Here is a 24,094-nt window from a genome sequence, read left to right on the forward strand (position 1 = left end):
AGAAATTCGAATTTTCGGCGAATGTCGTCTTCACAGTATAACCAGATTGCTTGGGGTTATATGGTCAAGTGAAGAAGCGCATACGGTGGATGCCTTGGCAGTCAGAGGCGATGAAAGACGTGGTAGCCTGCGAAAAGCTTCGGGGAGTCGGCAAACAGACTTTGATCCGGAGATGTCTGAATGGGGGAACCCAGCCATCATAAGATGGTTATCTTGTACTGAATACATAGGTGCAAGAGGCGAACCAGGGGAACTGAAACATCTAAGTACCCTGAGGAAAAGAAATCAACCGAGATTCCCTTAGTAGTGGCGAGCGAACGGGGACTAGCCCTTAAGTGGCTTTGAGATTAGCGGAACGCTCTGGAAAGTGCGGCCATAGTGGGTGATAGCCCTGTACGCGAAAATCTCTTAATCATGAAATCGAGTAGGACGGAGCACGAGAAACTTTGTCTGAATATGGGGGGACCATCCTCCAAGGCTAAATACTACTGACTGACCGATAGTGAACTAGTACCGTGAGGGAAAGGCGAAAAGAACCCCGGAGAGGGGAGTGAAATAGATCCTGAAACCGTATGCGTACAAGCAGTGGGAGCCTACTTTGTTAGGTGACTGCGTACCTTTTGTATAATGGGTCAGCGACTTATTTTCAGTGGCGAGCTTAACCGAATAGGGGAGGCGTAGCGAAAGCGAGTCTTAATAGGGCGTCTAGTCGCTGGGAATAGACCCGAAACCGGGCGATCTATCCATGGGCAGGTTGAAGGTTGGGTAACACTAACTGGAGGACCGAACCGACTACCGTTGAAAAGTTAGCGGATGACCTGTGGATCGGAGTGAAAGGCTAATCAAGCTCGGAGATAGCTGGTTCTCCTCGAAAGCTATTTAGGTAGCGCCTCATGTATCACTGTAGGGGGTAGAGCACTGTTTCGGCTAGGGGGTCATCCCGACTTACCAAACCGATGCAAACTCCGAATACCTACAAGTGCCGAGCATGGGAGACACACGGCGGGTGCTAACGTCCGTCGTGAAAAGGGAAACAACCCAGACCGTCAGCTAAGGTCCCAAAGTTATGGTTAAGTGGGAAACGATGTGGGAAGGCTTAGACAGCTAGGAGGTTGGCTTAGAAGCAGCCACCCTTTAAAGAAAGCGTAATAGCTCACTAGTCGAGTCGGCCTGCGCGGAAGATGTAACGGGGCTCAAACCATACACCGAAGCTACGGGTATCACGTAAGTGATGCGGTAGAGGAGCGTTCTGTAAGCCTGTGAAGGTGAGTTGAGAAGCTTGCTGGAGGTATCAGAAGTGCGAATGCTGACATGAGTAACGACAATGGGTGTGAAAAACACCCACGCCGAAAGACCAAGGTTTCCTGCGCAACGTTAATCGACGCAGGGTTAGTCGGTCCCTAAGGCGAGGCTGAAAAGCGTAGTCGATGGAAAACAGGTTAATATTCCTGTACTTCTGGTTATTGCGATGGAGGGACGGAGAAGGCTAGGCCAGCTTGGCGTTGGTTGTCCAAGTTTAAGGTGGTAGGCTGAGATCTTAGGTAAATCCGGGATCTTAAGGCCGAGAGCTGATGACGAGTTAACTTTTAGTTAACGAAGTGGTTGATGCCATGCTTCCAAGAAAAGCTTCTAAGCTTCAGGTAACCAGGAACCGTACCCCAAACCGACACAGGTGGTTGGGTAGAGAATACCAAGGCGCTTGAGAGAACTCGGGTGAAGGAACTAGGCAAAATGGCACCGTAACTTCGGGAGAAGGTGCGCCGGTGAGGGTGAAGGACTTGCTCCGTAAGCTCATGCCGGTCGAAGATACCAGGCCGCTGCGACTGTTTATTAAAAACACAGCACTCTGCAAACACGAAAGTGGACGTATAGGGTGTGACGCCTGCCCGGTGCCGGAAGGTTAATTGATGGGGTTAGCTAACGCGAAGCTCTTGATCGAAGCCCCGGTAAACGGCGGCCGTAACTATAACGGTCCTAAGGTAGCGAAATTCCTTGTCGGGTAAGTTCCGACCTGCACGAATGGCGTAACGATGGCGGCGCTGTCTCCACCCCGAGACTCAGTGAAATTGAAATCGCTGTGAAGATGCAGTGTATCCGCGGCTAGACGGAAAGACCCCGTGAACCTTTACTATAGCTTTGCACTGGACTTTGAATTTGCTTGTGTAGGATAGGTGGGAGGCTTTGAAGCGTGGACGCCAGTCTGCGTGGAGCCAACCTTGAAATACCACCCTGGCAACTTTGAGGTTCTAACTCAGGTCCGTTATCCGGATCGAGGACAGTGTATGGTGGGTAGTTTGACTGGGGCGGTCTCCTCCTAAAGAGTAACGGAGGAGTACGAAGGTGCGCTCAGACCGGTCGGAAATCGGTCGTAGAGTATAAAGGCAAAAGCGCGCTTGACTGCGAGACAGACACGTCGAGCAGGTACGAAAGTAGGTCTTAGTGATCCGGTGGTTCTGTATGGAAGGGCCATCGCTCAACGGATAAAAGGTACTCCGGGGATAACAGGCTGATACCGCCCAAGAGTTCATATCGACGGCGGTGTTTGGCACCTCGATGTCGGCTCATCACATCCTGGGGCTGAAGCCGGTCCCAAGGGTATGGCTGTTCGCCATTTAAAGTGGTACGCGAGCTGGGTTTAGAACGTCGTGAGACAGTTCGGTCCCTATCTGCCGTGGACGTTTGAGATTTGAGAGGGGCTGCTCCTAGTACGAGAGGACCGGAGTGGACGAACCTCTGGTGTTCCGGTTGTCACGCCAGTGGCATTGCCGGGTAGCTATGTTCGGAATAGATAACCGCTGAAAGCATCTAAGCGGGAAACTAGCCTCAAGATGAGATCTCACTGGAACCTTGAGTTCCCTGAAGGGCCGTCGAAGACTACGACGTTGATAGGTTGGGTGTGTAAGCGCTGTGAGGCGTTGAGCTAACCAATACTAATTGCCCGTGAGGCTTGACCATATAACACCCAAGCAATTTGACTACTCTAACGAGCATCAGATTGCGGTGTGTGAAGACGAAAATGAACCGAAAGTTCGACGCTCACAAGCACCGAAAGCTGTCACATACCCAATTTGCTGAAGCGAGGCATAAGCCACGATTCAGTACCCGAATTTCTTGACGACCATAGAGCATTGGAACCACCTGATCCCATCCCGAACTCAGTAGTGAAACGATGCATCGCCGATGGTAGTGTGGGGTTTCCCCATGTGAGAGTAGGTCATCGTCAAGATTAAATTCCGAAACCCCATTTGCGAAAGCAGATGGGGTTTTGTTTTGGGCGGTCGAAAAGTCAGTCATCGCAAATCAATTCGACAACCCTTTGACTCCTCTGCGCAATTCCTCTCATAAAAACGGCTCATCAGCATGCCGTTCGGGAATTCGATACAAAGTGTTTCCGCATTTTTGGTATGGTGCAGCACATTTTCACAGGGATTGATGTTTCATCCGCAGGACGCGGCGTCGACCTTATTCAACGAGATGCTGTAGAAATGCCTGAACCCATACCGATCAAAGATCACGAAAAAGAGAACCGCCTAGTCAACAAGCGCCTGCTCGCCTGCGCGCTGTTGGTGATCGGCATCACCTGCGCGCTAGTGGGGCGCATGTACTTCCTGCAGGTCGTACAGTTCGACTATCACTCCACGATTTCCGAGAACAACCGTGTCCACGTATTGCCGATCACCCCGACGCGTGGGTTGATCTATGACCGTAACGGCGTGGTACTGGCCGACAACCGCCCCAGCTACAACCTGACCATCACCCGCGAACGCACTACCGACCTCAAGGGGGAGTTGGACGCTATCGTCAGCTTGCTGCACCTGCCTACCGAAGACCGCGCTGTCTTCGACAAGGCGCTGAAACAGGCGCGCCATCCTTTCGTCCCTGTGACCTTGTTTTACGAACTGACCGAAGAGCAGATCGCGCTGCTGGCCGTGAACGAGTTCCGCCTCCCAGGCGTAGACGTAGAACCGCAGTTCGTCCGCCATTACCCGTTGGGCGCTCACTTTGCGCACTCCATCGGTTACGTAGGCCGGATCAACGAGAAGGAATCCAAAGCCCTCGACTCCGTGGAGTACCGCGGTACGCAGTCCATCGGCAAGACCGGTATCGAGCGCTTCTACGAATCCGAGTTGCATGGCCACGTCGGCTATGAAGAGGTCGAGACCAATGCTCAGGGCCGCGTACTGCGCGTACTCAAGCACACCGACCCGATCCCCGGCAAAAACATCGTGCTGAGCCTCGACGTGCACCTTCAGGAAGCGGCAGAAGAAGCCTTGGGTGATCGCCGTGGTTCGGTGGTTGCACTGGACCCGCAAACCGGTGAAGTACTGGCCATGGTCAGCAAGCCAAGTTTCGATCCGAACTTGTTTGTTACCGGTATCAGCTTCAAGGAATACGCCGCGCTGCACGACTCCATCGACCGTCCGCTGTTCAACCGTGTATTACGCGGGCTCTACGCGCCAGGTTCGACCATCAAGCCGGAAGTCGCCATCGCCGGCCTGGACAGTGGTGTTGTCACTGCTCAAACCCGAGTATTCGATCCTGGCTACTACCAGTTGCCGGACTTTGACCACAAATACCGCAACTGGAACCACAGCGGCGACGGTTGGGTGGACATGGACGCGGCCATCATGCGTTCCAACGACACCTACTTTTACGACTTGGCCCACAAGCTGGGCATCGATCGCCTGCACGACTACCTGGCTGAGTTCGGCCTGGGCCAGAAAGTCTCATTGGACATGTTCGAAGAGTCCGCCGGCCTGATGCCTTCCCAGGCCTGGAAGCGCGCCACGCGCCGGCAACCCTGGTTCCCGGGCGAAACCGTGATCCTCGGCATTGGTCAGGGCTACATGCAGGTCACGCCACTGCAACTGGCCCAGGCTACCGCACTGATCGCCAATAAAGGCGTGTGGAACCGACCGCACCTGGCCAAGACCATTAATGGTGTGCCACCCGTGGATGAAAACCCCATGCCCAACGTGGTCCTCAAGGACCCGCGTGACTGGGAACAGGTCAATCACGGCATGCAACTGGTGATGCACGATCCGCGTGGCATCGCCCGCGCTGCCGCACAAGGCGCGCAATACCGCATTGCCGGCAAGAGTGGTACGGCGCAAGTGGTGGCGATCAAGCAAGGTGAGCGCTACAACCGGGAGAAGACCCTGGAACGCCATCGCGACAACGCCCTGTTCGTTGGCTTCGCGCCGGCCGAACACCCGAAGATCGTGATTTCGGTGATGATCGAAAACGGCGAGGCCGGTGGCCGCGTGGCAGGCCCGGTGGTGCGCCAGATCATGGACGCCTGGCTGCTCGACCAGGAAGGCCATCTGAAACCGCAATATGCGACGCCGGCAAAAGCGCCCGGCGACCCCAAGGTGTGATTCAGGCTTTCCACTCGTCCCATTGGTCTACGTCTTCGTAGACCAGCCAAGGCACATCATGGGCGGTCCAGATGTGCGCGGTGGGCCTGACGCCTGGATCGTCATCCAGCGTCGCCACCCGCACAATGACGTGGGGTTGATGCCCTCGCTCCGCCATCAGGTGTGAACCACAGCGCGAGCAGAAATGCCGCAGTTTACCCGGCGACGATTCGAAGGACGCCAGCAACTCCTGGCCCTGTGTCCAGCGAAAGTGTTCACGCATCACGCCTGCCGTCGCCACAAATGCCGCCGCATGCACCTTGCGGCAGCTGTCGCAATGGCAGTGGCTGATGGGCATATCCAGGCTGTCGAGTTGATAGTGCACGGCCTTGCAGAAGCAACTTCCATGGAGCTGTTGAGTCATCGTGATCACCTCAAGGGGAGGGGGACAATTTACCTTTCGCCGACACGCTGCGCATCCGAGATTTCCGGTGAAGTGGCTGCCGGTTGGAACGTATTCGGCGGCTACACCTACCGCGAGTCGTATGCCACCACGCAGATCAACTACACCGGGCCGTGCTACAAGGCGGTCCAGGATTCCTTCGCTGTGGCGGGCCTGTTGGCGAACTACCAGGTGGATGAGCACTTGTCCGTAGGACTGAACGTCAACAATCTGTTCGACAAGAAGTATTACGACGGCATGGGCACGTTCAACTCAGGTTCCTACGGCGAGCTGCGTAACGCGATGGTCAACGCCAAGTGGAAGTTCTGAAGTAAGTCGCAACACCAATGCGTGGCCGAAAGGTTGCGCATTGTTCGATGTCGCCTACTGTCAATGGAGGAGGTGACTTATGCACGTATTGGATCGAATCGAACGAAAAGCCCTGCTCAACGCGTCACGTAGGCAGGTCTGGGAGGCCATCACCGATGCCGAGCAATTCGGCCAATGGTTTGGTATCGCCCTTACAGGCAAAACCTTCGTTGCCGGGCAAAGAATCGAGGCGCCGATCACTTATCCGGGCTACGAACATGTGATCTGGAAGGCCAGGATCGAACGCATCCTGCCGCAAACACTGTTTTCTTTCTGGTGGCATCCCTATGCGGTAGATGAGGATGTCGACTACTACCAGGAAACCCCAACGTTGGTGGAATTCACGATTGAGGATCGGGCGCCGGGTATTCTGCTGCGGGTGGTCGAATCCGGGTTTGATGCCGTGCCTGAGGCACGACGGCAGAAGGCCTTCAAAATGAATTCCCGTGGCTGGGACGAACAGATGGGCAATATCGAAAACTACCTGAGCTAGGCCCGCCAGGCTTGAGGGTAACGGGCATCCTCAATGATGCCCGTCTTTGATTAGTCTCAGCCTTCGTGAGCGGTGGTGATCTCCAGGGTGTCGGTGTAAGTCACCACCACACTCTGCCCGACCTTGAGGTCTTTGAGGCCGGCACGGATTTCCGGTGTCTCAACGTTCAACACCTTCGTCGCACCGGCTGGATTCTGCAGGGTGGCCAGGGCGATTGCCTGGCGCAGGGAACGAGATAACTTCATTCTCAGGACTTCCGTGTGAGAGAAGCCCTGAGTCTAGTGGTGAGCCGGCGATGCGCAAATCTGCCGGCTCACGTTGTTGCCGCCCTGTTAGAAGTCCACGCTGGCCGACAGCTTGGCAACACGTGGATCGCCTTGGCTCAGGAAACCGCCCTGCGCCGATTCCCAGTACTTTTCGTTGGCGACGTTTTCCACGGTGGCGCCGAGGGTGACGTCACGCTGGGCCACCTTGAAGTTGTAGCGCGCGCCTACGTCGAAGCGGTTCCATGCCGGCAGACTCAGGTTGTTGGCGGCGTCGGCGTACTGCCCACCGGTGCGCAACATGCGGCCGTTGAGGGTCACGCCTTGCAGGCCAGGCACATCCCAATCCACGCCGGCATTGAGCTGGAACGAAGGCACGCCGATTGCGCGGTTACCGTCGTTGGCGCCGTTTTGCGTGTCCTTGAGTTCGGTCTTCATGACGGTCACGCCGCCCAGCAAGCGCAGGCCGCTGATCGGTTCGCCGAAGACGTTCAGTTCCACGCCTTTGTTGATTTGCAGGCCTTCGCGGACATAACGCGCTGTCGTTGCATCGATGACTTGAACGTAACCGGCCCCAGGTTGTTCGATACGGTAAACGCCCAGTGTTGCCCCATAGGTGCCCATATCAACCTTGACGCCTGCTTCGATTTGCTTGGAGCGGGCCGGTGCAAAGGGTTGGCCGCCGCCAATCACCGTCCTGCCCCCGGAGTTGACAGGCGACGTCGGGCCTTGGGCCAAACCTTCGATGCGGTTGGCATAGAAGGACACATGCTCCCAAGGCTTGAAGACCAGGCCGTAGACCGGCGTGGTGATCGATTCGTCATAGTTGGCGGTACGCGTGCCGCTCATGTAGTTGTAACCCTGCACCACGATTTGCTGGCGGCGTGCACCGACCGTCACCAACAGGCGGTCATCGAAGAACCCCAGCGTGTCGGACACCGCCGTACTGCGCACAAAGGTCTTGGCGGTGATGGTCGGGTCGCTGAAGTCGGTGCCCGGTGTATTGCGTGGGTTGTTCAGGGCCGGTGGGGCACCGGTCACCGGGTTGTAGATATTGGTTGGGGTGCGTGGGCTGGCGAACACATAAGCGTTGCGCGCCTGGGTCCAGATGCCGGCCAAGCCGAAGTTGAGTCGATGGCTTACAGGGCCGGTCTGGAACTTGCCGTTCAGGCCGCCCATGACGCTGCTGTTGTCTTCTTCATGGGCGATGGTCGAACCGCTGGCGGTGGCATTGCCCAGGTTATCGGTCAGGGTCACCGACGAGTAGCGCCCCATTTCGCGGGTGTGCTTGGCGCCTGCCGCCGCATAGGCCGTCCAGAGTTGGTGTCGGCCGACGGTGCATCCGGGACATGGGTGGCGGTGCCCAGGAAGACCGAATTGCGCCCGCCGTTGATACGCTGCTTCTGGTACACAAAGTCACTCGACAAGCGCAACGCATCGCCACGGTAGTCCAGGCCGACGGCAAACAGCTTCGAGCGCTGGCTTTCATCATCGATACCGGTGTCGCCTTCGCGCTGGGACAGGTTCACCCGTGCGCCAAAACGGTTGTCTTCACCGAAGCGCTCGCCAATATCCAAGTGTTCGCCCACCCGCCCATCACTGCTGATATCAGTGCTGAATCGACGCAACGGCACATCATCGGCGCGCTTGGGTTGCAGGTTCACACCGCCGCCGATCCCCGAACCGCCGGGCGTCACGCCGTTGATGAAGGCATTGGGGCCCTTGAACACTTCCACGCGCTCCAAGGCGTCAGTGGAGATGATCTGTCGCGGCAGGATGCCGTACAAGCCGTTGAAGGAAATGTCGTCGCCATTCAGTGGCAGGCCACGGATCATGAAGGTCTGCGCCTGGTTGGCAAACCCCGACGCCTGGCGCACGGACGAGTCGTTGAGTAGCACATCACCGACGGTCTCGGCCTGCTGGTCGCGAATCAGTTTCTCGGTGTAGGAGGCCATGCTGAATGGCACGTCCATGATGTCCTGGTTGCCCAACACACCCAATTGACCTCCGCGTGCCACTTGGCCGCCGGCGTACACCGGGGGTAGGGCGCTTGGTGCGGGGGCGTCGGCATTGATGTTGGTAGCGCCCAGTTCCAGCGTGTTGCCCTCCTGACCGGTGTTCGCATCCTGCGGGGTGGCTGGGGTGGCAGCATGAGCGCTGAGGCTCAGGGAGCAGCACAGGGCGAGCAGGGTCGGGCGAAACGGCACGGCGAATGGGGCGGGCATGGGCGATCCTGACGGCTAACCGTCATGTGTGAGGAAAAGGGCAACGGCGTTGCGCGTCCTCACTGCGCGGATACGACTCCGGTGCAAATGATAGTAATTATTATTAGCGCGATGCAACAAATTTTTACCAACACGGTCTGCGCGCGCGGATGCCGAGTAGAATCACGCCCTGAAAGCGATTCCTGAGGTGCGGTACGGTGGATTTACAGCAGGGTTTTGTCCTGACCCGGCATTGGCGCGATACCCCGGCGGGCACGGAGGTCAGCTTCTGGCTGGCCACCGACCAGGGCCCGAGGTTTATCCGCCTACCCGTGCAGACCTCGGTGATGTTCATCCCCGAGGCCCATCGCAAGCCGCTGGATTGGCTGCTCAAGGGCGAGCGCGATATCGAGTTGCGCCCGTTGCAGCTGTGCGATTTCCATCACCGCCCCGTCCTTGGCCTGTACACCCGCCAGCACCGCCAGGCAATGGATGTGGAAAAACGCCTGCGCGCGGCGGGCGTCGACGTCTACGAAGGCGACGTGCGCCCGCCCGAGCGCTACATGATGGAGCGTTTCATCACCGCGCCGGTGTGGTTTGGCGGCACACCCGACGCCAGCGGTGTGCTCTGCGACGCGCAGATGAAACCCGCGCCCGACTACCGTCCGCCGCTGAAACTGGTGTCCCTCGACATCGAAACCACTGCCCAGGGCGATCTCTACTCTATCGCCCTCGAAGGCTGCGGCGAGCGCCAGGTGTACATGCTTGGCCCGCCGAACAACACCGACGCGGTGGACTTCAAGCTCGACTACTGCGATACCCGTGCCCAACTGCTCGAACGCCTCAACCAATGGCTGGCGCTGCACGACCCCGATGCGATCATCGGCTGGAACGTGGTGCAGTTCGACCTGCGCGTGCTCCACGAACATGCCCAGCGCCTCAACGTGCCGCTCATGCTTGGCCGTGGTGAAGAACCGATGGCCTGGCGCGAACACGGCAGCCGCAACCATTACTTCGCGGCGGCGGCGGGGCGCTTGATCATCGATGGCATCGAAGCCCTGCGTTCGGCCACCTGGAATTTCGAATCCTTCAGCCTGGAAAATGTCGCGCAAACCTTGCTGGGTGAAGGTAAGGACATCTCCACGCCGTACCAGCGCATGGACGAGATCAACCGTATGTTCGCCGAGGACAAGCCCGCCCTGGCGCGCTACAACCTCAAGGACTGCGAGTTGGTCACGCGGATTTTCGAGAAGACCGAACTGCTCAAGTTCCTGCTGGAGCGCGCCAGCGTCACTGGGCTGCCGGCTGACCGCAACGGTGGCTCCGTCGCCGCGTTCACCCATTTGTACATGCCGCTGATGCACCGCCAGGGCTTCGTCGCGCCGAACCTGGGCGACAAGCCGCCCCAGGCCAGCCCCGGCGGATTTGTCATGGACTCGCGCCCTGGCCTTTACGAATCGGTGTTGGTGCTCGACTACAAAAGCCTCTACCCGTCGATCATCCGCAGTTTCCTGATCGACCCGGTTGGCTTGATCGAAGGCCTCAAACATCCTAACGACAGTGATTCGGTGGAAGGCTTTCGTGGCGCACGGTTTTCCCGCACCCGGCATTGTCTGCCATCCATCGTCGCACGGGTTTCCGAAGGCCGCGAAGTGGCCAAGCGCGAACATAACGCGCCGCTGTCCCAGGCGCTGAAAATCATCATGAACGCCTTCTACGGCGTACTCGGCTCCAGCGGCTGCCGCTTCTTCGATACACGCCTGGCCTCGTCGATCACGATGCGTGGCCACCAGATCATGCGCCAGACCCGCGAACTGGTCGAAGCCCAAGGCTATGAGGTGATCTACGGCGACACCGACTCGACCTTCGTGTGGCTCGGCAGTGCGCATTCCCAAGAGGACGCCAGTCGTATCGGCCAAGCCTTGGTGCAGCACGTCAACGATTGGTGGCGCGAGCACCTGCTCACCGCGCTCGGCCTGCAAAGCGCCCTGGAATTGCAGTACGAAACCCACTTCACCCGCTTCCTCATGCCGACCATCCGTGGTGCGGAAGAGGGCAGCAAGAAGCGCTACGCCGGCCTGGTGGTACGCAGCGATGGCAGCGAGGAAATGGTCTACAAAGGCCTGGAAACCGTGCGCAGCGACTGGTCGCCCCTGGCTCGCAGGTTCCAGCAGGAACTCTACCAGCGCATCTTCCATCGCCAGCCCCACCAGGACTACATCCGCGACTACGTGCGCCGTACCCTCAGCGGCGAGTTCGATGAGTTGCTGATCTACCGCAAACGCCTGCGCCGCCGACTGGACGATTACGAACGCAACGTGCCGCCCCATGTGCGCGCCGCGCGCCTGGCCGATGAGTACAACGATCGCCTGAACCGCCCGCGCCAATACCAGCGCGGCGGCTGGATCAGCTACGTGATCAGCGTCAACGGCCCGGAACCCTTGGAAGTGCGGCAGGCGCCCATCGACTACGACCACTACGTCACCCGGCAATTGCAGCCGGTCGCCGATGCGATCCTGCCGTTCGTGAATGACGATTTCAGCACCCTGGTCGGTGGGCAAATGGGCCTGTTTTAAAACGCTTGATTCGTCAGGGCGCGAGCCTGCACTCTCTGTCTCTGATGACCACCCAGACGGCGCAGCCCCTCATGACCCAACTTACCCTGACCGGCACGACGGTCGAACTCCTGCCCCTGCAAAGGGAACACAAGGCCGCCTTGCTCGAGGCCGCGGCCGATGGCGAACTGTGGAACCTCAAGGTCACCAACGTACCGGGCCCGGACACTGTTGATAAATACATCGACACCGCCCTGGCGGGGCGCGACGCCGGCAGCGTGATCCCCTTCACCCTGGTGCGCCGCGATACCGGCCAAGTGGTCGGCAGCACGCGGTTCTGGAAGGTCGACCGGGTCAATCGCAAGCTGGAGATCGGCCATACCTGGCTGGCGCTGTCCACGCAGAAAAGCGGCATCAATACCGAAGCCAAGCTGCTGTTGCTGACCTACGCTTTCGAAGTGCTCGACTGCGTGCGCGTGCAATTCACCACCGACGAACTCAACGAAAAATCCCGCGCGGCGATCCTGCGGCTCGGCGCCGTGCAGGAAGGCATCGTGCGCCACGAACGCATCATGCCCGATGGCCGCAAGCGCAACTCGGTGCGCTTCAGCATCATCGATTCGGAATGGCCGCAAGTGAAGGCCACCTTGCAGGCCAAACTGCAACGCTAGGAGGAAAAGCCCATGTACACGCTCTATGGCATCGACGAATCCGGCTCCTGCATGATCGAAATTGCCCTGCAGCGCTGTGGGGTGCCGTGGCGACGGGTAGACGCAGCCTCCTGGGCGGAGGGCGAGGGCAGTGACGAATTGGCCCGCATCAACCCGCTCAAACAGGTGCCCACCCTGGTGACCCCGGACGGCCAGGTGCTGACGGAAAGCGCTGCGATCCTGATCCACCTGGGCCTGGAATTTCCCGCCTCCCAGCTCTTGGGCGGCAACCGCGCGCAGATCATTCGCGGGCTGGTGTACATCGCCGCCAATTGCTACTCGGCCATCGGCATCATCGACTACCCGCAACGCTGGCTCGGTAACGTCAACGAAACCGTGCAGGCGCAGCTTGTCACTGGCACCCGCCGCTACCTGCACCAGGCCTGGGTGGTGTTTGCCGATCAGTTTGCCGACCAGTTGTTTGCCGCCAACAATACGCCTAACGCGCTGGGCTTGATGGCGGCTGCAGTGTCGCGCTGGGACGAGGCACGGGAGGCGTTGAACGGCCTGGCGCCGGGCTTTTCCCAGTCACTGGCGCACGTGGATGCCGACCCCCTTGTGGCACCCGTATTTGCTCGGCATTGGCCGCAGTGGAAGGTCTCATGATGTTTCCGCAATCAGTGGAAACAATGACAGTCGCGGCCACCAAACCCTTGCGTAGCGGGCGTCCTGACCTACGCTTTCTTAAAGTGGTGTAGGAATCATCCTTGAATTTGACTGTCGCAGACATGAAACTCAAGAACCCTGCATGGAATTCAAAGGAGGTGCGCATGCTCATCCGGTCGCTGACCCTGGCTACCTTGATGGCTTTTACGGGGCCGCTGTTGGCTGCTGATGATATCAACCCGCTCAAGCAGGACTTGGGCAAGGCCCGGCCGCTGGTGGTGGTGGAGCTTGATGCCGGCAACGACACCTTGGCCAAGGTCAAAAATCAGCTGGACGAGCCTGCGACCAAGCAGTCCTTTGAAGAACGCAGCATGGTGTTCTACACCGTGAAGTTCGGCAGCATCGGTGCTGAAGGCGAGAAATTCGCCAAGGACCCCAAGGACAGCAGGAAACTCACCCCGCCGGAAACCAACGCGCTGATCCGTGCCCTCAAGCTGGGCGCCGGCAGCGGCACCAAAGTGATCCTGGTGGGCAAGGACGGCGAGAAAAAACTCGAGAAGACCGTACCGCCGGATACCCTCGACCTGAAGGCATTCTTCAGCGCCATCGACCAGATGCCGATGGCCGAGAAAGAAGCCGCTGCACCGGCCGAGCCTGAACCCGCTGCCGCACCAGCGGAGAAGCAGGGTGCCAAGGCTGGCGCCAAACCTGGCAAGCCCGCCAAGCATGCAGCGCAGCCATTGGATGACTGACCCTGTACGGGAGCCGGGCAGCCGGCTCCCGTAGCAGAAACTTGCAGTAACAGCTCTGCGAAGAATATGATAACCGTTATCATTTACGCCTTATTCTTCGCGCGCGGCCTCCATGTCTTCGACTCCTGCGGTAAGCCCCACTGAACTGGCCACCTTGTACCGCCAGCAACACCGTTGGTTGCAGCAATGGCTGTGGCGTCGCTTGAACTGCCCGCAGAGCGCCGCCGACCTGGCCCAGGACACATTCCTGCGGCTGCTGGCGAAGAACCAGCCCCTTGAAATCCACGCGCCGCGCAGCTTCCTGGCGAAAGTGGCGCAAAGCGTGCTGTCCAACCACTTCCGTCGGCAGAAACTCGAAAAAGCCTACTTGCAGGCCTTGGCCCTGTTGCCGGAAGACGCCGCGCCCAACGCCGAAACCCAGTGGATCCTCCTCGAAACCCTGATGGCCCTCGATGAAGTGCTCAGCCGCCTGGCCTTGCCCGTGCGCCAGGCGTTCCTGTGGTCGCAGCTCGATGGCCTGAGCCACGGCGAGATCGCCGAGCGCCTCGGTACCAGCATCACCACGGTCAAACGCTACATCGTCAAGGCGGGTGCACAATGCATCTTGCTGGACAGCCAGCGGTCATGAATCCGGTGCCGTTATCGATCGAGGTCGCCGAGCAAGCGATGCACTGGCAACTGGAGCTGCAGGTGCCGAACGTCAGCGAGCAGACCCGCGCCGAATGGCAGCGCTGGCGTGAGCAGGACCCGGCCCATGAACAGGCCTGGCAACATTCCCAGCGATTTTTCCAGCGTTTGCAGGATGTGCGCACACCGACCCATCAAGCCTTGGCCCGCGCGACGCTGTTGCCGGCGTTGTCACGTCGCCAGGTCGTCAAGCACCTCGCCGTGTTGCTGGCGTCAGGCACCGCCGCTTGGAGCATCAAAGACGCGGCGCTGCTGCAACACTGGACCAGCGACTTCAGCACCACCGTCGGCGAGCAGTGGCGCATCGGTTTGGCGGACAACACCCAAGTGCAGCTCAATACCGACACCGCCATCGACGTCAAATACACCGCGGATGTACGCCAGATCCATGTGCTGCGTGGTGAAATCCTGGTGGACCCCAACCCCACGGATATCCGCCCGCTGTGGGTGAAAACCGCCGAAGGCCTGACCCGTGCGGTCAGTGGTCGCTTCAGTGTGCGCCAGCGCGATGGCTTTACCCAATTGGGCGCAGACCAGGGCGCGCTGTCGGCACAGATCCCGTCGCGCAGCCTGCTGCTGCAGGCGGGCGAACTCATCAGTTTTGATGCCCACACCTTGCTCGCCCGGCGCCCGCAACGGGACGGTGAACTGGCGTGGAGTCGTGGAATGATCGTCGCTCAGGGCATGCGCCTGGAGGACTTCCTCGAAGAGCTGAGCCGCTACCGTCGCGGGCGCCTGGCGTGTGATCCCGCGGTGCGCGGCTTGCGCGTATCCGGCACCTATCCGCTGTCCGACACCGACCGGATTATCGCGGCGCTGGCGCAAACCCTGAAGCTGGACGTGCAGCATTTCACCCGTTTCTGGGTCGCCCTCAAGCCGCGCCAGAAGCTTGTGTGAATTTATTTCGCGCTTGGGTGGTCCGTTTGCGAATCTCACGAGACTTGTATCCCCAGACACTACCTTCACTGGGGAATAGGGCATGCAGCCGCACACACCGAAGAAAAACATACGCTTGAAGACATCATTGGCCCTTGCCGTCATGCAGGGCATTGCCAGCGTCACTGTGGTCACGCCGCTGTTGCTGGCGTCGGCCTGGGTGCACGCAGCACCGCAAGTGGAATTCGACATCCCGCCAGGTTCGCTGGCGGAGGCGCTCAACCAGTTCGGCCAGGCCAGCCAGATCCTGCTGTCCTATCCGGCCGCGCTCACCGACGGCCAGACCAGCCCAGGCCTGCGCGGGCGGCATGACCTGGATACCGGCCTGGCGATCCTGCTCAGTACCAGCAACTTGCAAGCCGTGCATGGCAGCGGCAACACTTACTCACTGGCGCGGCGCCCGAGCGATGGCGCATTGCAGCTGGGCACCGTGTCCATTTCGGGCAAGGCACCCGGCTCGACCACCGAGGGCACTGGCTCTTACACCACGCAGTCCTCCAGCAGTTCGACGCGCCTGAACCTGACGCCTCGGGAAACCCCGCAGTCGCTCACCGTAATGACCCGCCAGCGCCTGGATGACCAACGTCTCACCAATCTCAGTGACACCCTCGATGCCACTCCCGGCATCATCGTGTTGCGCGATGGCCTTGGGGCGGAGAGTGACGGTTATTTCTCGCGCGGCTTCCAGATCCAGAACTTCGAAATCGACGGCGTGCCCACCGCCACACGCATGGACAACTACACCCAGAGCATGGCCATGTATGACCGCGTTGAAATCGTACGCGGCGCCACCGGCCTTATCAGCGGCATGGGCAACCCGGCGGCGACCATCAACTTGATTCGCAAGCGCCCGACGACCGAGACGCGCGCCAGTGTCACGGCGGAAGGCGGCACCTGGGACCGCTATGGCACCGGCCTGGACGTCTCCGGCCCGCTGACCGAAACCGGCAATGTGCGCGGGCGCCTGGTCGCGGACTACAAGACCGAACACGCCTGGATCGATCGCTACAAGCAGGAAACGCAGCTGCTTTATGGCATCACCGAGTTCGACCTCAGCGAAGACACGCTGCTGACACTGGGCTTCAGCTACCTGCGCACCGACGTCGATTCGCCGGCGCGTTCCGGTTTGCCCACACGCTTTACCGACGATTCGCGCAGTAACCTTAGCCGCTCGCTAAACACCGCGCCGGCGTGGTCCTACAACGATCATGAGCAGACGAGCTTTTTCACCGCCATTGAGCAGACGTTCGACAGCGGCTGGAGCGCCAAGGCCGAATTCACCCACACTGAAAACCAGTTCGATGAAGTCTTCAACTACGTCAACGGTTCGCTCAACGCGAACGGCAGTGGTACCACTCAATTGCCGGTGCGTTTCTCCGGTACGCCGCGCCAGGACAACATCGACCTCTACGCCACCGGCCCCTTTGACCTGCTCGGGCGTGAGCACGAGCTGATCGCGGGCGTCACCTTGTCCAAATACAATGAAAGCGTGCCGAGTTACGGCGGCTGGCATTACGACTATTCCGGCTCGCCGGCCGGTGCCATCGACAACCTGTTCAATTGGGGTGGCCAGTCGGTCAAGCCCGCGTTCAATGTCACCGGTAAATCCTCGGTGGATGAGAGCCAATATGCTGCTTACTTGAGCACGCGACTGCGAGTGACCGATGACTTGAGCGTGATCCTCGGCAGCCGGGTGATCGACTGGAAGCGCGAGACCGAAGATCGACCCTACGGCGGCACGGCGACCCGCACTGACGAATCGGAAACTGGCGTCTACATCCCTTACGCCGGCGTGGTATATGACCTCACCGACAACTGGTCGGCCTACGCCAGCTACACCAAGATCTTCAATCCCCAGGCCAGTTGGGTGCGCGACATCAATAACAAGGCGCTGCCGCCGATGGAGGGCAAAGGGTATGAGGTCGGCCTCAAAGGCAGCTTCTTCGACGAGCGGCTGAACACCAGCTTGGCGCTGTTCAAGCTGGAGCAGGACAACCTGGCCATCTGGATCGACACCCCGGGCGGCAACACCTATCGCAACGAGCAAGGCACCACCACCGAAGGCGTGGAGCTGGAGCTCAACGGCGAACTGGCTGACGGCTGGCAAGCCTCCGCTGGCTATGCCTATGCGGTGAGCACCGATGCCGACGACAAACGCATCGTCACGACGTTGCCGCGCCAGAGCCTGAAGACCTTCACTTCCTACCGTTTGCCCGGCGCGTTCAACAAGCTTACCGTGGGCGGCGGAGTGAACTGGCAGAGCAAGGTCGGCGAAGACCTGCACACCTTCAGCCAGGGCAGCTACGCCATCACCAACTTGCTGGTGCGCTATGACCTGACGTCCAAGCTGAGCGCCTCGGTCAACGTCAATAACCTGTTCGATCGCGAGTACTTCAGCTACGCCGGCAACCACGGCATGTACGGAGCGCCGCGCAACCTGATGACCAGTGTCAAATACGCTTTCTGACGCAATGATTGAACGGCGCCCTCAAGGCGCCGTTTTTGCGACAGGCGCCTTGCGCACCGGAAACGGAAAGTAGAAAAACCGCAGGAACGCCACCCGCTTGATCACTTCCCCGATCAACAACGGCACCACCACCGCCACCACAAACCCCACGCAGGCCGCGACAAACGCGGGCAGCCCCAGGCGCTCCAGCAGGTCGACCGTCTTGTGCTGGATCTCGCCGTGGAAGATCAGCAGGATCAAGGTGTTCTGACCGATATAGGTCATGGCCCGCGTGACCCAGGTCGACACCATCAATACGCGCGCCAGCGCCCAGCAGGCGTACACGCCGATCACGGCCGGCAGGGTGGTCCAGAACCAGTGGTCGTAGCGTCGCTGCGCCAGGTCCATGGTGTCCCAGGTGAAGGTGAATACCACAACGAACAATGCAATCGAAATCAACAGGGTCAGCCAGGAGCCCGCGTGGGTGCGCAGCCAATCACGCAGCAGGTAGCCGACAATGAAATAAGTGCTGCTGATCAAGGTGATATCCAGGCTGAACGGCAGGCCCGGCAGCACCCAGGTATGCCCGCCGAACGCGACTGGCAACTGCCAGAACCACGGCAGCATCCAGACGCCCACAATCAACTGCAGCGTTACCAGCGCGCAACTGAGCAACAGTGACAGCTTCAGGCGCTGGATCAGGCGCAGCATCACCCAACTGAACAGGATCGCCACCCAGAAATGCGGCAGGAACCACAGCGCCTGCCACGGAATGGTATCCACCGAGGCGTACAGCACACCGCCGATATCCGGCAAAAGCGGCTGGCCACGCAGAATGCTGCGCACGATCACATAGGTGAGCATGGTGAAGAAAAACGGTTTGAGCAGGCCATCGGCCTTGCGTATCGCCATCTCCACGAACGGCTGCTCGGGCTTGAAGAACACGCCCGACAGAAAAAAGAACAGCGGCAAGATGAACGACGCCAGCACCGGGTACAGCAAGTCCGGCGAAGTGGCGACGAACCAACTGTGGGCAAACACGATCACCAGGATGCCGATGCCTTTGGCGATATCCATTTGAATCCAGCGATGTTTCATATGAGTTGTCCTGATCGATCATTCATGCCTTGCGCCACGGTCTCAGCCAGAGTGCCATGCCCAGCAATACCACCGCGCCAGCCAGGGTGCTTAGCCCCAGTTGCAGCCACATGCCTTCAATCCGAAACAGCGCCAACGCCGCCACGCCCATCAGCACCGCGCTGAGCAGCCAGCTCCGAGCCCAGGGCAGGGCGCCGAGCAAGGCCTGGCGTTGCATCAACAACAACGCGGTGCAGAGCACGCCGGCCAGCGCAGCCAGCGGAATCCCGGCCAGGCCGAACACAAACGGCAGCACGCCCAGCAACAGCACATTGGCCAGGCTACCGAGCAGTTCACAACGCAATGGCTGGCGCGTATCGCCTGCAGCGTAGGCGTAGCGCGCGAGCAGGGCGTTCCAGGCGCCGAACACCAGTGGTACGGCAAACCAGGCGAGCAGCAGCGGCAACGGCGAGTCCAGCGATTGCTTGGGCAGCAGCAACGCCACCAGGCTCGGCGCCGCCGCCACCAGGCCGACTCCGGCGGGCAGGGTCAGCACGCTGGCGGTTTCCAGGCCACGCTTGAGCAGGGCCAGGCGCGCGTCGCCCTGGCGCCGACTCATCATGCCCAGCAACACCTGGTTGAGGCTCATCAGCGCAATCAGCGGCAGGTTCATCAGCTTGCGTGCCAGGTTGACCCAGGTCACCGCGCCTTCACCCAGCAGCGATGCCACCAGCCGTTCAATCAGCGCCAGACCCTGGCTGGCGCCGTTGCTCAGTAACAATGGACCGATGCGCTGGCCCAATTCCCGCAGGGGCGCGAGCGACAATTGCCAGCGCCACGGCCGCCAGCCCTGGCGCCACATCGATGGCAGCAACGCCAACGGCATCAACAGGCTGCCGGCCAGGCATGCCAGGGCCAGCGAGTGCGGTTGGGTGGCGGTGCCAGCGAGGGCGAGGTAGGTCACCGGTGGCAGGTTGAACAACAACGAACCCAGGCCGGCCAGCACAAACCGTTCGCTGGCCTGCAACGGGATGCTGAACAGCGCGTGCAGCATCAATCCCGGCACGCACCAGGCGACGATCTGCAAGTTGCTGCTGGCGAGCACCGTGGCGCTCGCCGCCAAGCCCGGTCCGAGCAGTTGCACCAGCCACGGCGCCAACAGCGTCAGCAGCAGGCTGGTAACCAGCGCGATCAGCAACAGTGCCGGGAACAATACCGCCAGCCAGCCCAGGCGTTCGTCGTCCTTGCGCGCCAGGTACAGCGGCAGCGCCGCGGCACTCAGCACGCCGCCGGCCAGTGACATGCGCAGCGCTTCCGGCAAAAACAGCGCGATCAGGAATGCGTCACTGCGCTCGCCTGCGCCCCAGGCCGCCACCAGCAGCCATTCGCGGGCAAAACCCAGGCACAGGCCCAGCAGTGTCGCCAGCGTCAGCCAGACGGCGGAGCCCAGCATCAGGGCTTGGCGCCATCAAGCACGGGTTTGCGAAAGACCACCGGTTTCACCTGCGGCAGGCGTGCCGGAAATAGCCGGCGTGCCTCCAACACGTTGATGCCGACCATCAGCCAGAACAGCGCGACCATCACCACCGCAAAGCTGAAGTAGTGGTCGAACAGGCCACTGACCAGTGCCGAGAGAATCCCCGCCGTGGTACCCAACCAAATGGCGTTGTCCTTGGTCAGGCGGATCGGACCGTTTTCCGGCCGCGCTTCACGCCACCAGCGTACGGTCACCGCGATAAAGAACAGCATGCCGACGATGCCGGTTTTGTAGATGTAGTTCAGCCACAGGTTGGAGATGCCCAGCAAGTGAGTGTCCGGCACCGGTGGATCGACCTTGAAGCCGATGCCGAACGGGTACGACGCTACCGCCTGCGGGAACATGCGGTATTCGTCGAAACGTACTTCGGTACTGGCGTTGCTCGAAGAAAAAATCGTCGCCAGGCGTTCCTGCAACGGTGGATAGGCCATCACCAACACGACGGTCAGCGCCGCGCCGATCATCAGCAGGCGGCCGGTATACGGCACCCGGCGCGTGGCCATCCACAGCAGCACCAACGCGAGGCTGACCATCGCGCCACGGCTACTCGCCAACAGCAAGGCCGCCGCGCCCAGGCATGCCACGCCCAGGCCCAGCGCGCGTTTCCAGCCTTGCTCGGTCATGCCGAAACAGAAGGCCAGGGGCAGCAACAGCGCCATGATCCCGCCGATGGCATTCGGGTGCATCCACGGCGAGCCCATGCGTGAAGACATGGCTTCCAGGCCGAATTTGAGCATGTCGAAGTTGCCGTAGTTGAACAGTGCCAGCACCGGCGCAATGCCGGCCCCGGAGCGCGTGCGCACGAACACCGCAATCGACAGCACCAGCATGGCCAGGCTGCCCAGCAGCAGGGCGATCACCAGGGATTCGCGGTGCTTGTGGTCCACCAGCAACTTGGCGCAGAGGAACACCCCCGACAAGTTCAGCAACCAACGCAGCCAGTTGGCCACGCCGCTGCTGTCGGCGTGGATGGTGACTTGGCCGACAATGAAGGGAAACACGCTGAACACCATCAGCCACAACAGCATTTGGTCGGTCGGGCGTCGAGTGAGGCTCGGTGTATCCGGCCAGCGTGCCAGGAAGCTGTTCCACAGCACCGCGCCCCAGGTCAGCGCCAAGATGGCTTCGCTGACGGTACTGCGAATGCCCAGGTTGATCGTGGAATACGGCATGAACGTAGCCACCAGGGCGAACAGCAACAGGCCCCAGAATGGAAAGCGCAGGATGGTCACCGCACCGGCCACGCCGACCACGGCGAGGAACGCCTTGGCCGGCGACAGCAGCAGGGCGACGGCGCCAAACAACAGGCCTAGGAGGATGGCGACGAGGCTGGGCAGGTTCACTCTCACTTCAATTCCTCGATCAATTCGGCCAGGCGTCGGCGGTAGGCGTGATGGTTGAAGCGTTGTGCCCATTGCCGGTTTTGCTCGGGTGATTCGTCTTCAGTGCGCTCGCCGAGGCTGAGCATCAACTGCGTCAATGCCGGGCCGTCGGTGGGCGAAAAACGCGGCGCCGATGGCGGGGTGATTTCATCCAGCGAGGTGCCGCTGGCTACCGCCACGGGGGTGCCGACGCTCAAGGCTTCGATCACCGGCAGGCCGAAACCTTCGGCATAGGACGGCTGCCACAGGCGCGAGGCCTGGCGGTACAGCGCGTGCAATTCGGCGTCCGACACGCCACTGAGCGCACGAATCCCTGGCAGGGTACGCTGAACCTCGGGTAAATGCTCAAGGCTGCCCACCAGCACCAACTCCGGCACGGCGGGGGATTGCTGTCGCGCCTGCCGCCAGGCGTCGACCAGGAACGGCACGTTCTTGCGCAGCTCACGCGTGCCCACCAGCAGCCAATAGCGCTTTGGCAATTGGCGCGCACTGAGGTCCGCCGCCAGTTCGCAAAAGCCATCGACCTGATTGGGCAGTACGCGAATCTTGCCGGCAGCCTTGGGAAACAACCGCGCGGTTTCATCGGCGCTGTAGTGCGACGGCGTCCACACCCGGTCAGCGCTGTGCACCGCGTAGGCAATCGACAGGCGATCGCTGGTCTTGTAGATCAGCGCCTTCAGACGGTTGGCGTGGTAGTTGTTCAGCGTGATTTGAAACAGATCATGCAACAGCACGACGGTGCGCAGTCCCTTCGGCTTGGGCGGCAATGGCAGGCCCATATTGAAGGTGCTGATGTACAGGTCGATCTGCTGTTCACGCAATGCGCGCGGCAGAAAACCGGCCTCGAACCGCAGGCGATTCTGCGGCTGGTGCATCGCGGTCTTGGCGCAGCCCCAGGCCGGGCAATGGGCCTGCAAACGGGTTTCATCGCCCAGGGGCGCCACGGTAAATCGCTCAAGCTCGATGCCCGGCAGACCGTGCAGGGCGCTTTCCAGCGCATACACCTGACGGCTGATGCCCGATTGCGGCGAGGTGCCGACGGTGCGGTAATCCAGGCCTACACGCATGCGGGCTCCTTTTGATTCACGGGCGAAAGGTTGGCGTACACCTTTTCCAACTGGCTGGCGGCGACGCTCCAGTCATGGGCGCGCCGCACATAGGCCCGGCCGGCTTCGCCCATGGGCGCGGCGGCGTCGGGAAATTGCAGCAGGCGCACCACGGCGTCGGCCAGGCTCGCGGCGGTCTGCCCGCCGAGGTAGTCCAGGCCTTCCACCAGGTCCAACCCCGACACGCCTTGCTCGGTACTTGCCAACGGCAGGCCGGCAGCCAGTGCTTCCAGCACCTTGAGCTTGGAACCGCCGCCGTGACGCAATGGCGCCAGAAACACCGAACAGCTCGACTGCAGTTTCAGCAGGTTGGGTACGAACCCTTGCCACTCGATGCGCGGGTCCGGCCAGCGTTCACGCCAACTGTCCGGCATGCCGAAGCCGCACACACTCATGCGCGCATCCGGGCAACGCTCCCAGACCTTGGGCAGGATTTCATCCAGGGCCCACTCGATGGCGTCGACGTTGGGCGCGTATTCATAGTTGCCCAGGAACAGCACGCGGCGGGTCGACGGGTCGGGTCGGGCGGCGGCGAAGTGATCGCAATCCACGCCATTGACCACCACCGACACGGGTTTGCCGGCGATTTTTTCCAGGGTCTTGGCATCGCTGTCGGTGACCGCCACCACGTGCGTGGCCTGGCGCATCACCCGGCGTTCCCAGCGGGTATAGCGCCATTGGTCATAGCGAATGAAGGGCAGCGACCAACCTGGCAAGCGGTCATAAGTGGCCGCACCAAGGGCTGATTCGACATTGTGTTCGGTCAGCACGAACGGCTGGGATTTACGCGCCAGTGCCTCTTCATAGGGTTGAAAACTGTAGCTGTGTTCGATCTGCACCACATCCCAATGTTCACCCAGTAACCAGTTGAAGGTGTCCTGCAATCCACCCGACAGGCCATTCACACTGGCGAGCAACGGGTAAGGCGCGAACAGCCCGGCGAGCAGCGTCGTGACGCTGCGCAACGGGCGACGCGGCAGGATGATCAACTGTTCGAGAAAGGCCTCCAGCACCTGGCGGTCGGTAAGCGATACCGGGTGTTTGTCATGCAGCAGCAAGGTGATCCGGTGCCCACGCGCGGCCAGGCTGCGCAGCAGGTGGAACTGGCGCGTCTTGCCACCGCTGGTGGCGGGCCAGGGTGAGTAGGGCAGGATCCATAAAATGCGCATGGC

17 protein-coding genes, 2 rRNA genes and 1 pseudogene are annotated in these 24,094 nt (G+C 60.5%); 12 read left to right on the forward strand and 8 right to left on the reverse strand.

The features are described from left to right. Positions 1-62: 62 nt before the first annotated feature. The 3 genes from RB216_RS09715 (at position 63) to mrdA (ending at position 5,378) form a co-directional block, all read left to right on the forward strand. Positions 63-2,955, forward strand: a 23S ribosomal RNA gene (locus RB216_RS09715). A gap of 155 nt (positions 2,956-3,110) precedes the next feature. Continuing rightward, positions 3,111-3,226: ribosomal RNA gene (rrf, locus tag RB216_RS09720) — 5S ribosomal RNA — on the forward strand. A 259-nt stretch (positions 3,227-3,485) separates the two neighbouring features. Next, positions 3,486-5,378 carry a penicillin-binding protein 2 gene (mrdA, locus tag RB216_RS09725; protein WP_068931704.1) on the forward strand — a complete coding sequence of 631 codons (1,893 nt, stop codon included), beginning with the start codon at positions 3,486-3,488 and terminating at the stop codon, positions 5,376-5,378. A 1-nt stretch (position 5,379) separates the two neighbouring features. On the opposite strand, the gene RB216_RS09730 is transcribed toward mrdA, so the two are convergent. Next, positions 5,380-5,781, reverse strand: coding sequence for a GFA family protein (locus RB216_RS09730; RefSeq protein WP_028619508.1), 402 nt, complete (start codon positions 5,779-5,781; stop codon positions 5,380-5,382). On the opposite strand from RB216_RS09730, the gene RB216_RS09735 reads away from it, so the two are divergent. Further along, positions 5,764-6,129: a TonB-dependent receptor gene (locus RB216_RS09735; protein WP_240040316.1), complete on the forward strand. Its 366-nt coding sequence runs from the start codon at positions 5,764-5,766 to the stop codon at positions 6,127-6,129. The genes RB216_RS09730 and RB216_RS09735 overlap by 18 nt on opposite strands. A gap of 79 nt (positions 6,130-6,208) precedes the next feature. Further along, complete coding sequence (locus RB216_RS09740) at positions 6,209-6,661, forward strand: SRPBCC family protein (RefSeq protein ID WP_028619510.1); 453 nt, start codon at positions 6,209-6,211, stop codon at positions 6,659-6,661. Between the two features lie 56 nt (positions 6,662-6,717). Here the strand turns inward: RB216_RS09740 and RB216_RS09745 are convergent, their stop codons facing one another. Together RB216_RS09745 and RB216_RS09750 are read right to left on the reverse strand one after the other, a co-directional pair. Continuing rightward, a complete protein-coding gene (locus tag RB216_RS09745; protein ID WP_028619511.1) occupies positions 6,718-6,906 on the reverse strand; it encodes a hypothetical protein in 189 nt (62 codons plus the stop codon). 87 nt (positions 6,907-6,993) lie between these two features. Beyond that, positions 6,994-9,149: pseudogene (locus tag RB216_RS09750) on the reverse strand (TonB-dependent receptor). Between the two features lie 197 nt (positions 9,150-9,346). Here RB216_RS09750 and RB216_RS09755 point away from each other — a divergent pair. The 7 genes from RB216_RS09755 to RB216_RS09785 all read left to right on the forward strand — a co-directional run bounded on the left by RB216_RS09755 (position 9,347) and on the right by RB216_RS09785 (position 17,841). After that, complete coding sequence (locus RB216_RS09755; RefSeq protein ID WP_308908616.1) at positions 9,347-11,704, forward strand: DNA polymerase II; 2,358 nt, start codon at positions 9,347-9,349, stop codon at positions 11,702-11,704. A 71-nt stretch (positions 11,705-11,775) separates the two neighbouring features. Next, positions 11,776-12,354, forward strand: coding sequence for a GNAT family N-acetyltransferase (locus RB216_RS09760; RefSeq protein ID WP_028619514.1), 579 nt, complete (start codon positions 11,776-11,778; stop codon positions 12,352-12,354). A 12-nt stretch (positions 12,355-12,366) separates the two neighbouring features. Then, positions 12,367-12,999, forward strand: coding sequence for a glutathione S-transferase N-terminal domain-containing protein (locus RB216_RS09765; protein ID WP_028619515.1), 633 nt, complete (start codon positions 12,367-12,369; stop codon positions 12,997-12,999). Between the two features lie 164 nt (positions 13,000-13,163). Next, positions 13,164-13,751, forward strand: coding sequence for a DUF4174 domain-containing protein (locus RB216_RS09770; protein WP_028619516.1), 588 nt, complete (start codon positions 13,164-13,166; stop codon positions 13,749-13,751). Positions 13,752-13,863: 112 nt separating this feature from the next. Then, entirely contained in the window at positions 13,864-14,379 is a 516-nt protein-coding gene (locus tag RB216_RS09775; RefSeq protein ID WP_028619517.1) for a sigma-70 family RNA polymerase sigma factor, read from the forward strand. After that, on the forward strand, positions 14,376-15,335 hold the full coding sequence (locus RB216_RS09780; protein WP_028619518.1) for a FecR domain-containing protein: 960 nt from the start codon (positions 14,376-14,378) through the stop codon (positions 15,333-15,335). Before RB216_RS09775 ends, RB216_RS09780 begins: the two co-directional genes overlap by 4 nt. Positions 15,336-15,477: 142 nt before the next feature. Further along, a complete protein-coding gene (locus tag RB216_RS09785; RefSeq protein ID WP_032864589.1) occupies positions 15,478-17,841 on the forward strand; it encodes a TonB-dependent siderophore receptor in 2,364 nt (787 codons plus the stop codon). A 21-nt stretch (positions 17,842-17,862) separates the two neighbouring features. On the opposite strand, the gene RB216_RS09790 is transcribed toward RB216_RS09785, so the two are convergent. The 5 genes from RB216_RS09790 to RB216_RS09810 are packed head-to-tail and all read right to left on the reverse strand — an operon-like array spanning position 17,863 to position 24,091. After that, positions 17,863-18,918 (reverse strand): acyltransferase family protein, encoded by a 1,056-nt coding sequence (locus RB216_RS09790; protein WP_028619520.1) that lies wholly within the window; start codon positions 18,916-18,918, stop codon positions 17,863-17,865. Positions 18,919-18,940: 22 nt separating this feature from the next. After that, the gene (gene murJ / locus RB216_RS09795) at positions 18,941-20,350 is read right to left on the reverse strand and encodes a murein biosynthesis integral membrane protein MurJ (RefSeq protein ID WP_308908617.1); all 1,410 of its coding nucleotides are present in this window, start codon (positions 20,348-20,350) and stop codon (positions 18,941-18,943) included. Next, a complete protein-coding gene (locus tag RB216_RS09800) occupies positions 20,350-21,777 on the reverse strand; it encodes an O-antigen ligase family protein (RefSeq protein WP_068931716.1) in 1,428 nt (475 codons plus the stop codon). The genes murJ and RB216_RS09800 overlap by 1 nt, the downstream gene beginning before the upstream one ends. 2 nt (positions 21,778-21,779) lie before the next feature. Continuing rightward, positions 21,780-22,883, reverse strand: a complete 1,104-nt coding sequence (locus tag RB216_RS09805) for a glycosyltransferase family 4 protein (RefSeq protein WP_068931717.1) — start codon at positions 22,881-22,883, stop codon at positions 21,780-21,782. Then, positions 22,874-24,091, reverse strand: a complete 1,218-nt coding sequence (locus RB216_RS09810; protein ID WP_028619524.1) for a glycosyltransferase family 4 protein — start codon at positions 24,089-24,091, stop codon at positions 22,874-22,876. The genes RB216_RS09805 and RB216_RS09810 overlap by 10 nt, the downstream gene beginning before the upstream one ends. Positions 24,092-24,094: the final 3 nt, after the last annotated feature.

The sequence above is a fragment of the Pseudomonas canadensis genome (genome assembly GCF_030980095.1).
In the GTDB taxonomy this organism is placed as follows: Bacteria; Pseudomonadota; Gammaproteobacteria; order Pseudomonadales; family Pseudomonadaceae; genus Aquipseudomonas; species Aquipseudomonas canadensis.

Excerpts from the sequence above, each read along its gene's own strand:
- mrdA (WP_068931704.1), top strand. The coding sequence starts at position 3,486 with ATGCCTGAACCCATACCGATCAAAGATCACGAAAAAGAGAACCGCCTA.
- RB216_RS09765 (WP_028619515.1), top strand. The coding sequence starts at position 12,367 with ATGTACACGCTCTATGGCATCGACGAATCCGGCTCCTGCATGATCGAA.
- RB216_RS09770 (WP_028619516.1), top strand. The coding sequence starts at position 13,164 with ATGCTCATCCGGTCGCTGACCCTGGCTACCTTGATGGCTTTTACGGGG.
- RB216_RS09745 (WP_028619511.1), bottom strand. The coding sequence starts at position 6,906 with ATGAAGTTATCTCGTTCCCTGCGCCAGGCAATCGCCCTGGCCACCCTG.
- RB216_RS09730 (WP_028619508.1), bottom strand. The coding sequence starts at position 5,781 with ATGACTCAACAGCTCCATGGAAGTTGCTTCTGCAAGGCCGTGCACTAT.
- RB216_RS09810 (WP_028619524.1), bottom strand. The coding sequence starts at position 24,091 with ATGCGCATTTTATGGATCCTGCCCTACTCACCCTGGCCCGCCACCAGC.
- RB216_RS09805 (WP_068931717.1), bottom strand. The coding sequence starts at position 22,883 with ATGCGTGTAGGCCTGGATTACCGCACCGTCGGCACCTCGCCGCAATCG.
- RB216_RS09760 (WP_028619514.1), top strand. The coding sequence starts at position 11,776 with ATGACCCAACTTACCCTGACCGGCACGACGGTCGAACTCCTGCCCCTG.
- RB216_RS09740 (WP_028619510.1), top strand. The coding sequence starts at position 6,209 with ATGCACGTATTGGATCGAATCGAACGAAAAGCCCTGCTCAACGCGTCA.
- RB216_RS09790 (WP_028619520.1), bottom strand. The coding sequence starts at position 18,918 with ATGAAACATCGCTGGATTCAAATGGATATCGCCAAAGGCATCGGCATC.
- RB216_RS09780 (WP_028619518.1), top strand. The coding sequence starts at position 14,376 with ATGAATCCGGTGCCGTTATCGATCGAGGTCGCCGAGCAAGCGATGCAC.
- RB216_RS09735 (WP_240040316.1), top strand. The coding sequence starts at position 5,764 with ATGGAGCTGTTGAGTCATCGTGATCACCTCAAGGGGAGGGGGACAATT.
- RB216_RS09785 (WP_032864589.1), top strand. The coding sequence starts at position 15,478 with ATGCAGGGCATTGCCAGCGTCACTGTGGTCACGCCGCTGTTGCTGGCG.
- murJ (WP_308908617.1), bottom strand. The coding sequence starts at position 20,350 with ATGCTGGGCTCCGCCGTCTGGCTGACGCTGGCGACACTGCTGGGCCTG.
- RB216_RS09775 (WP_028619517.1), top strand. The coding sequence starts at position 13,864 with ATGTCTTCGACTCCTGCGGTAAGCCCCACTGAACTGGCCACCTTGTAC.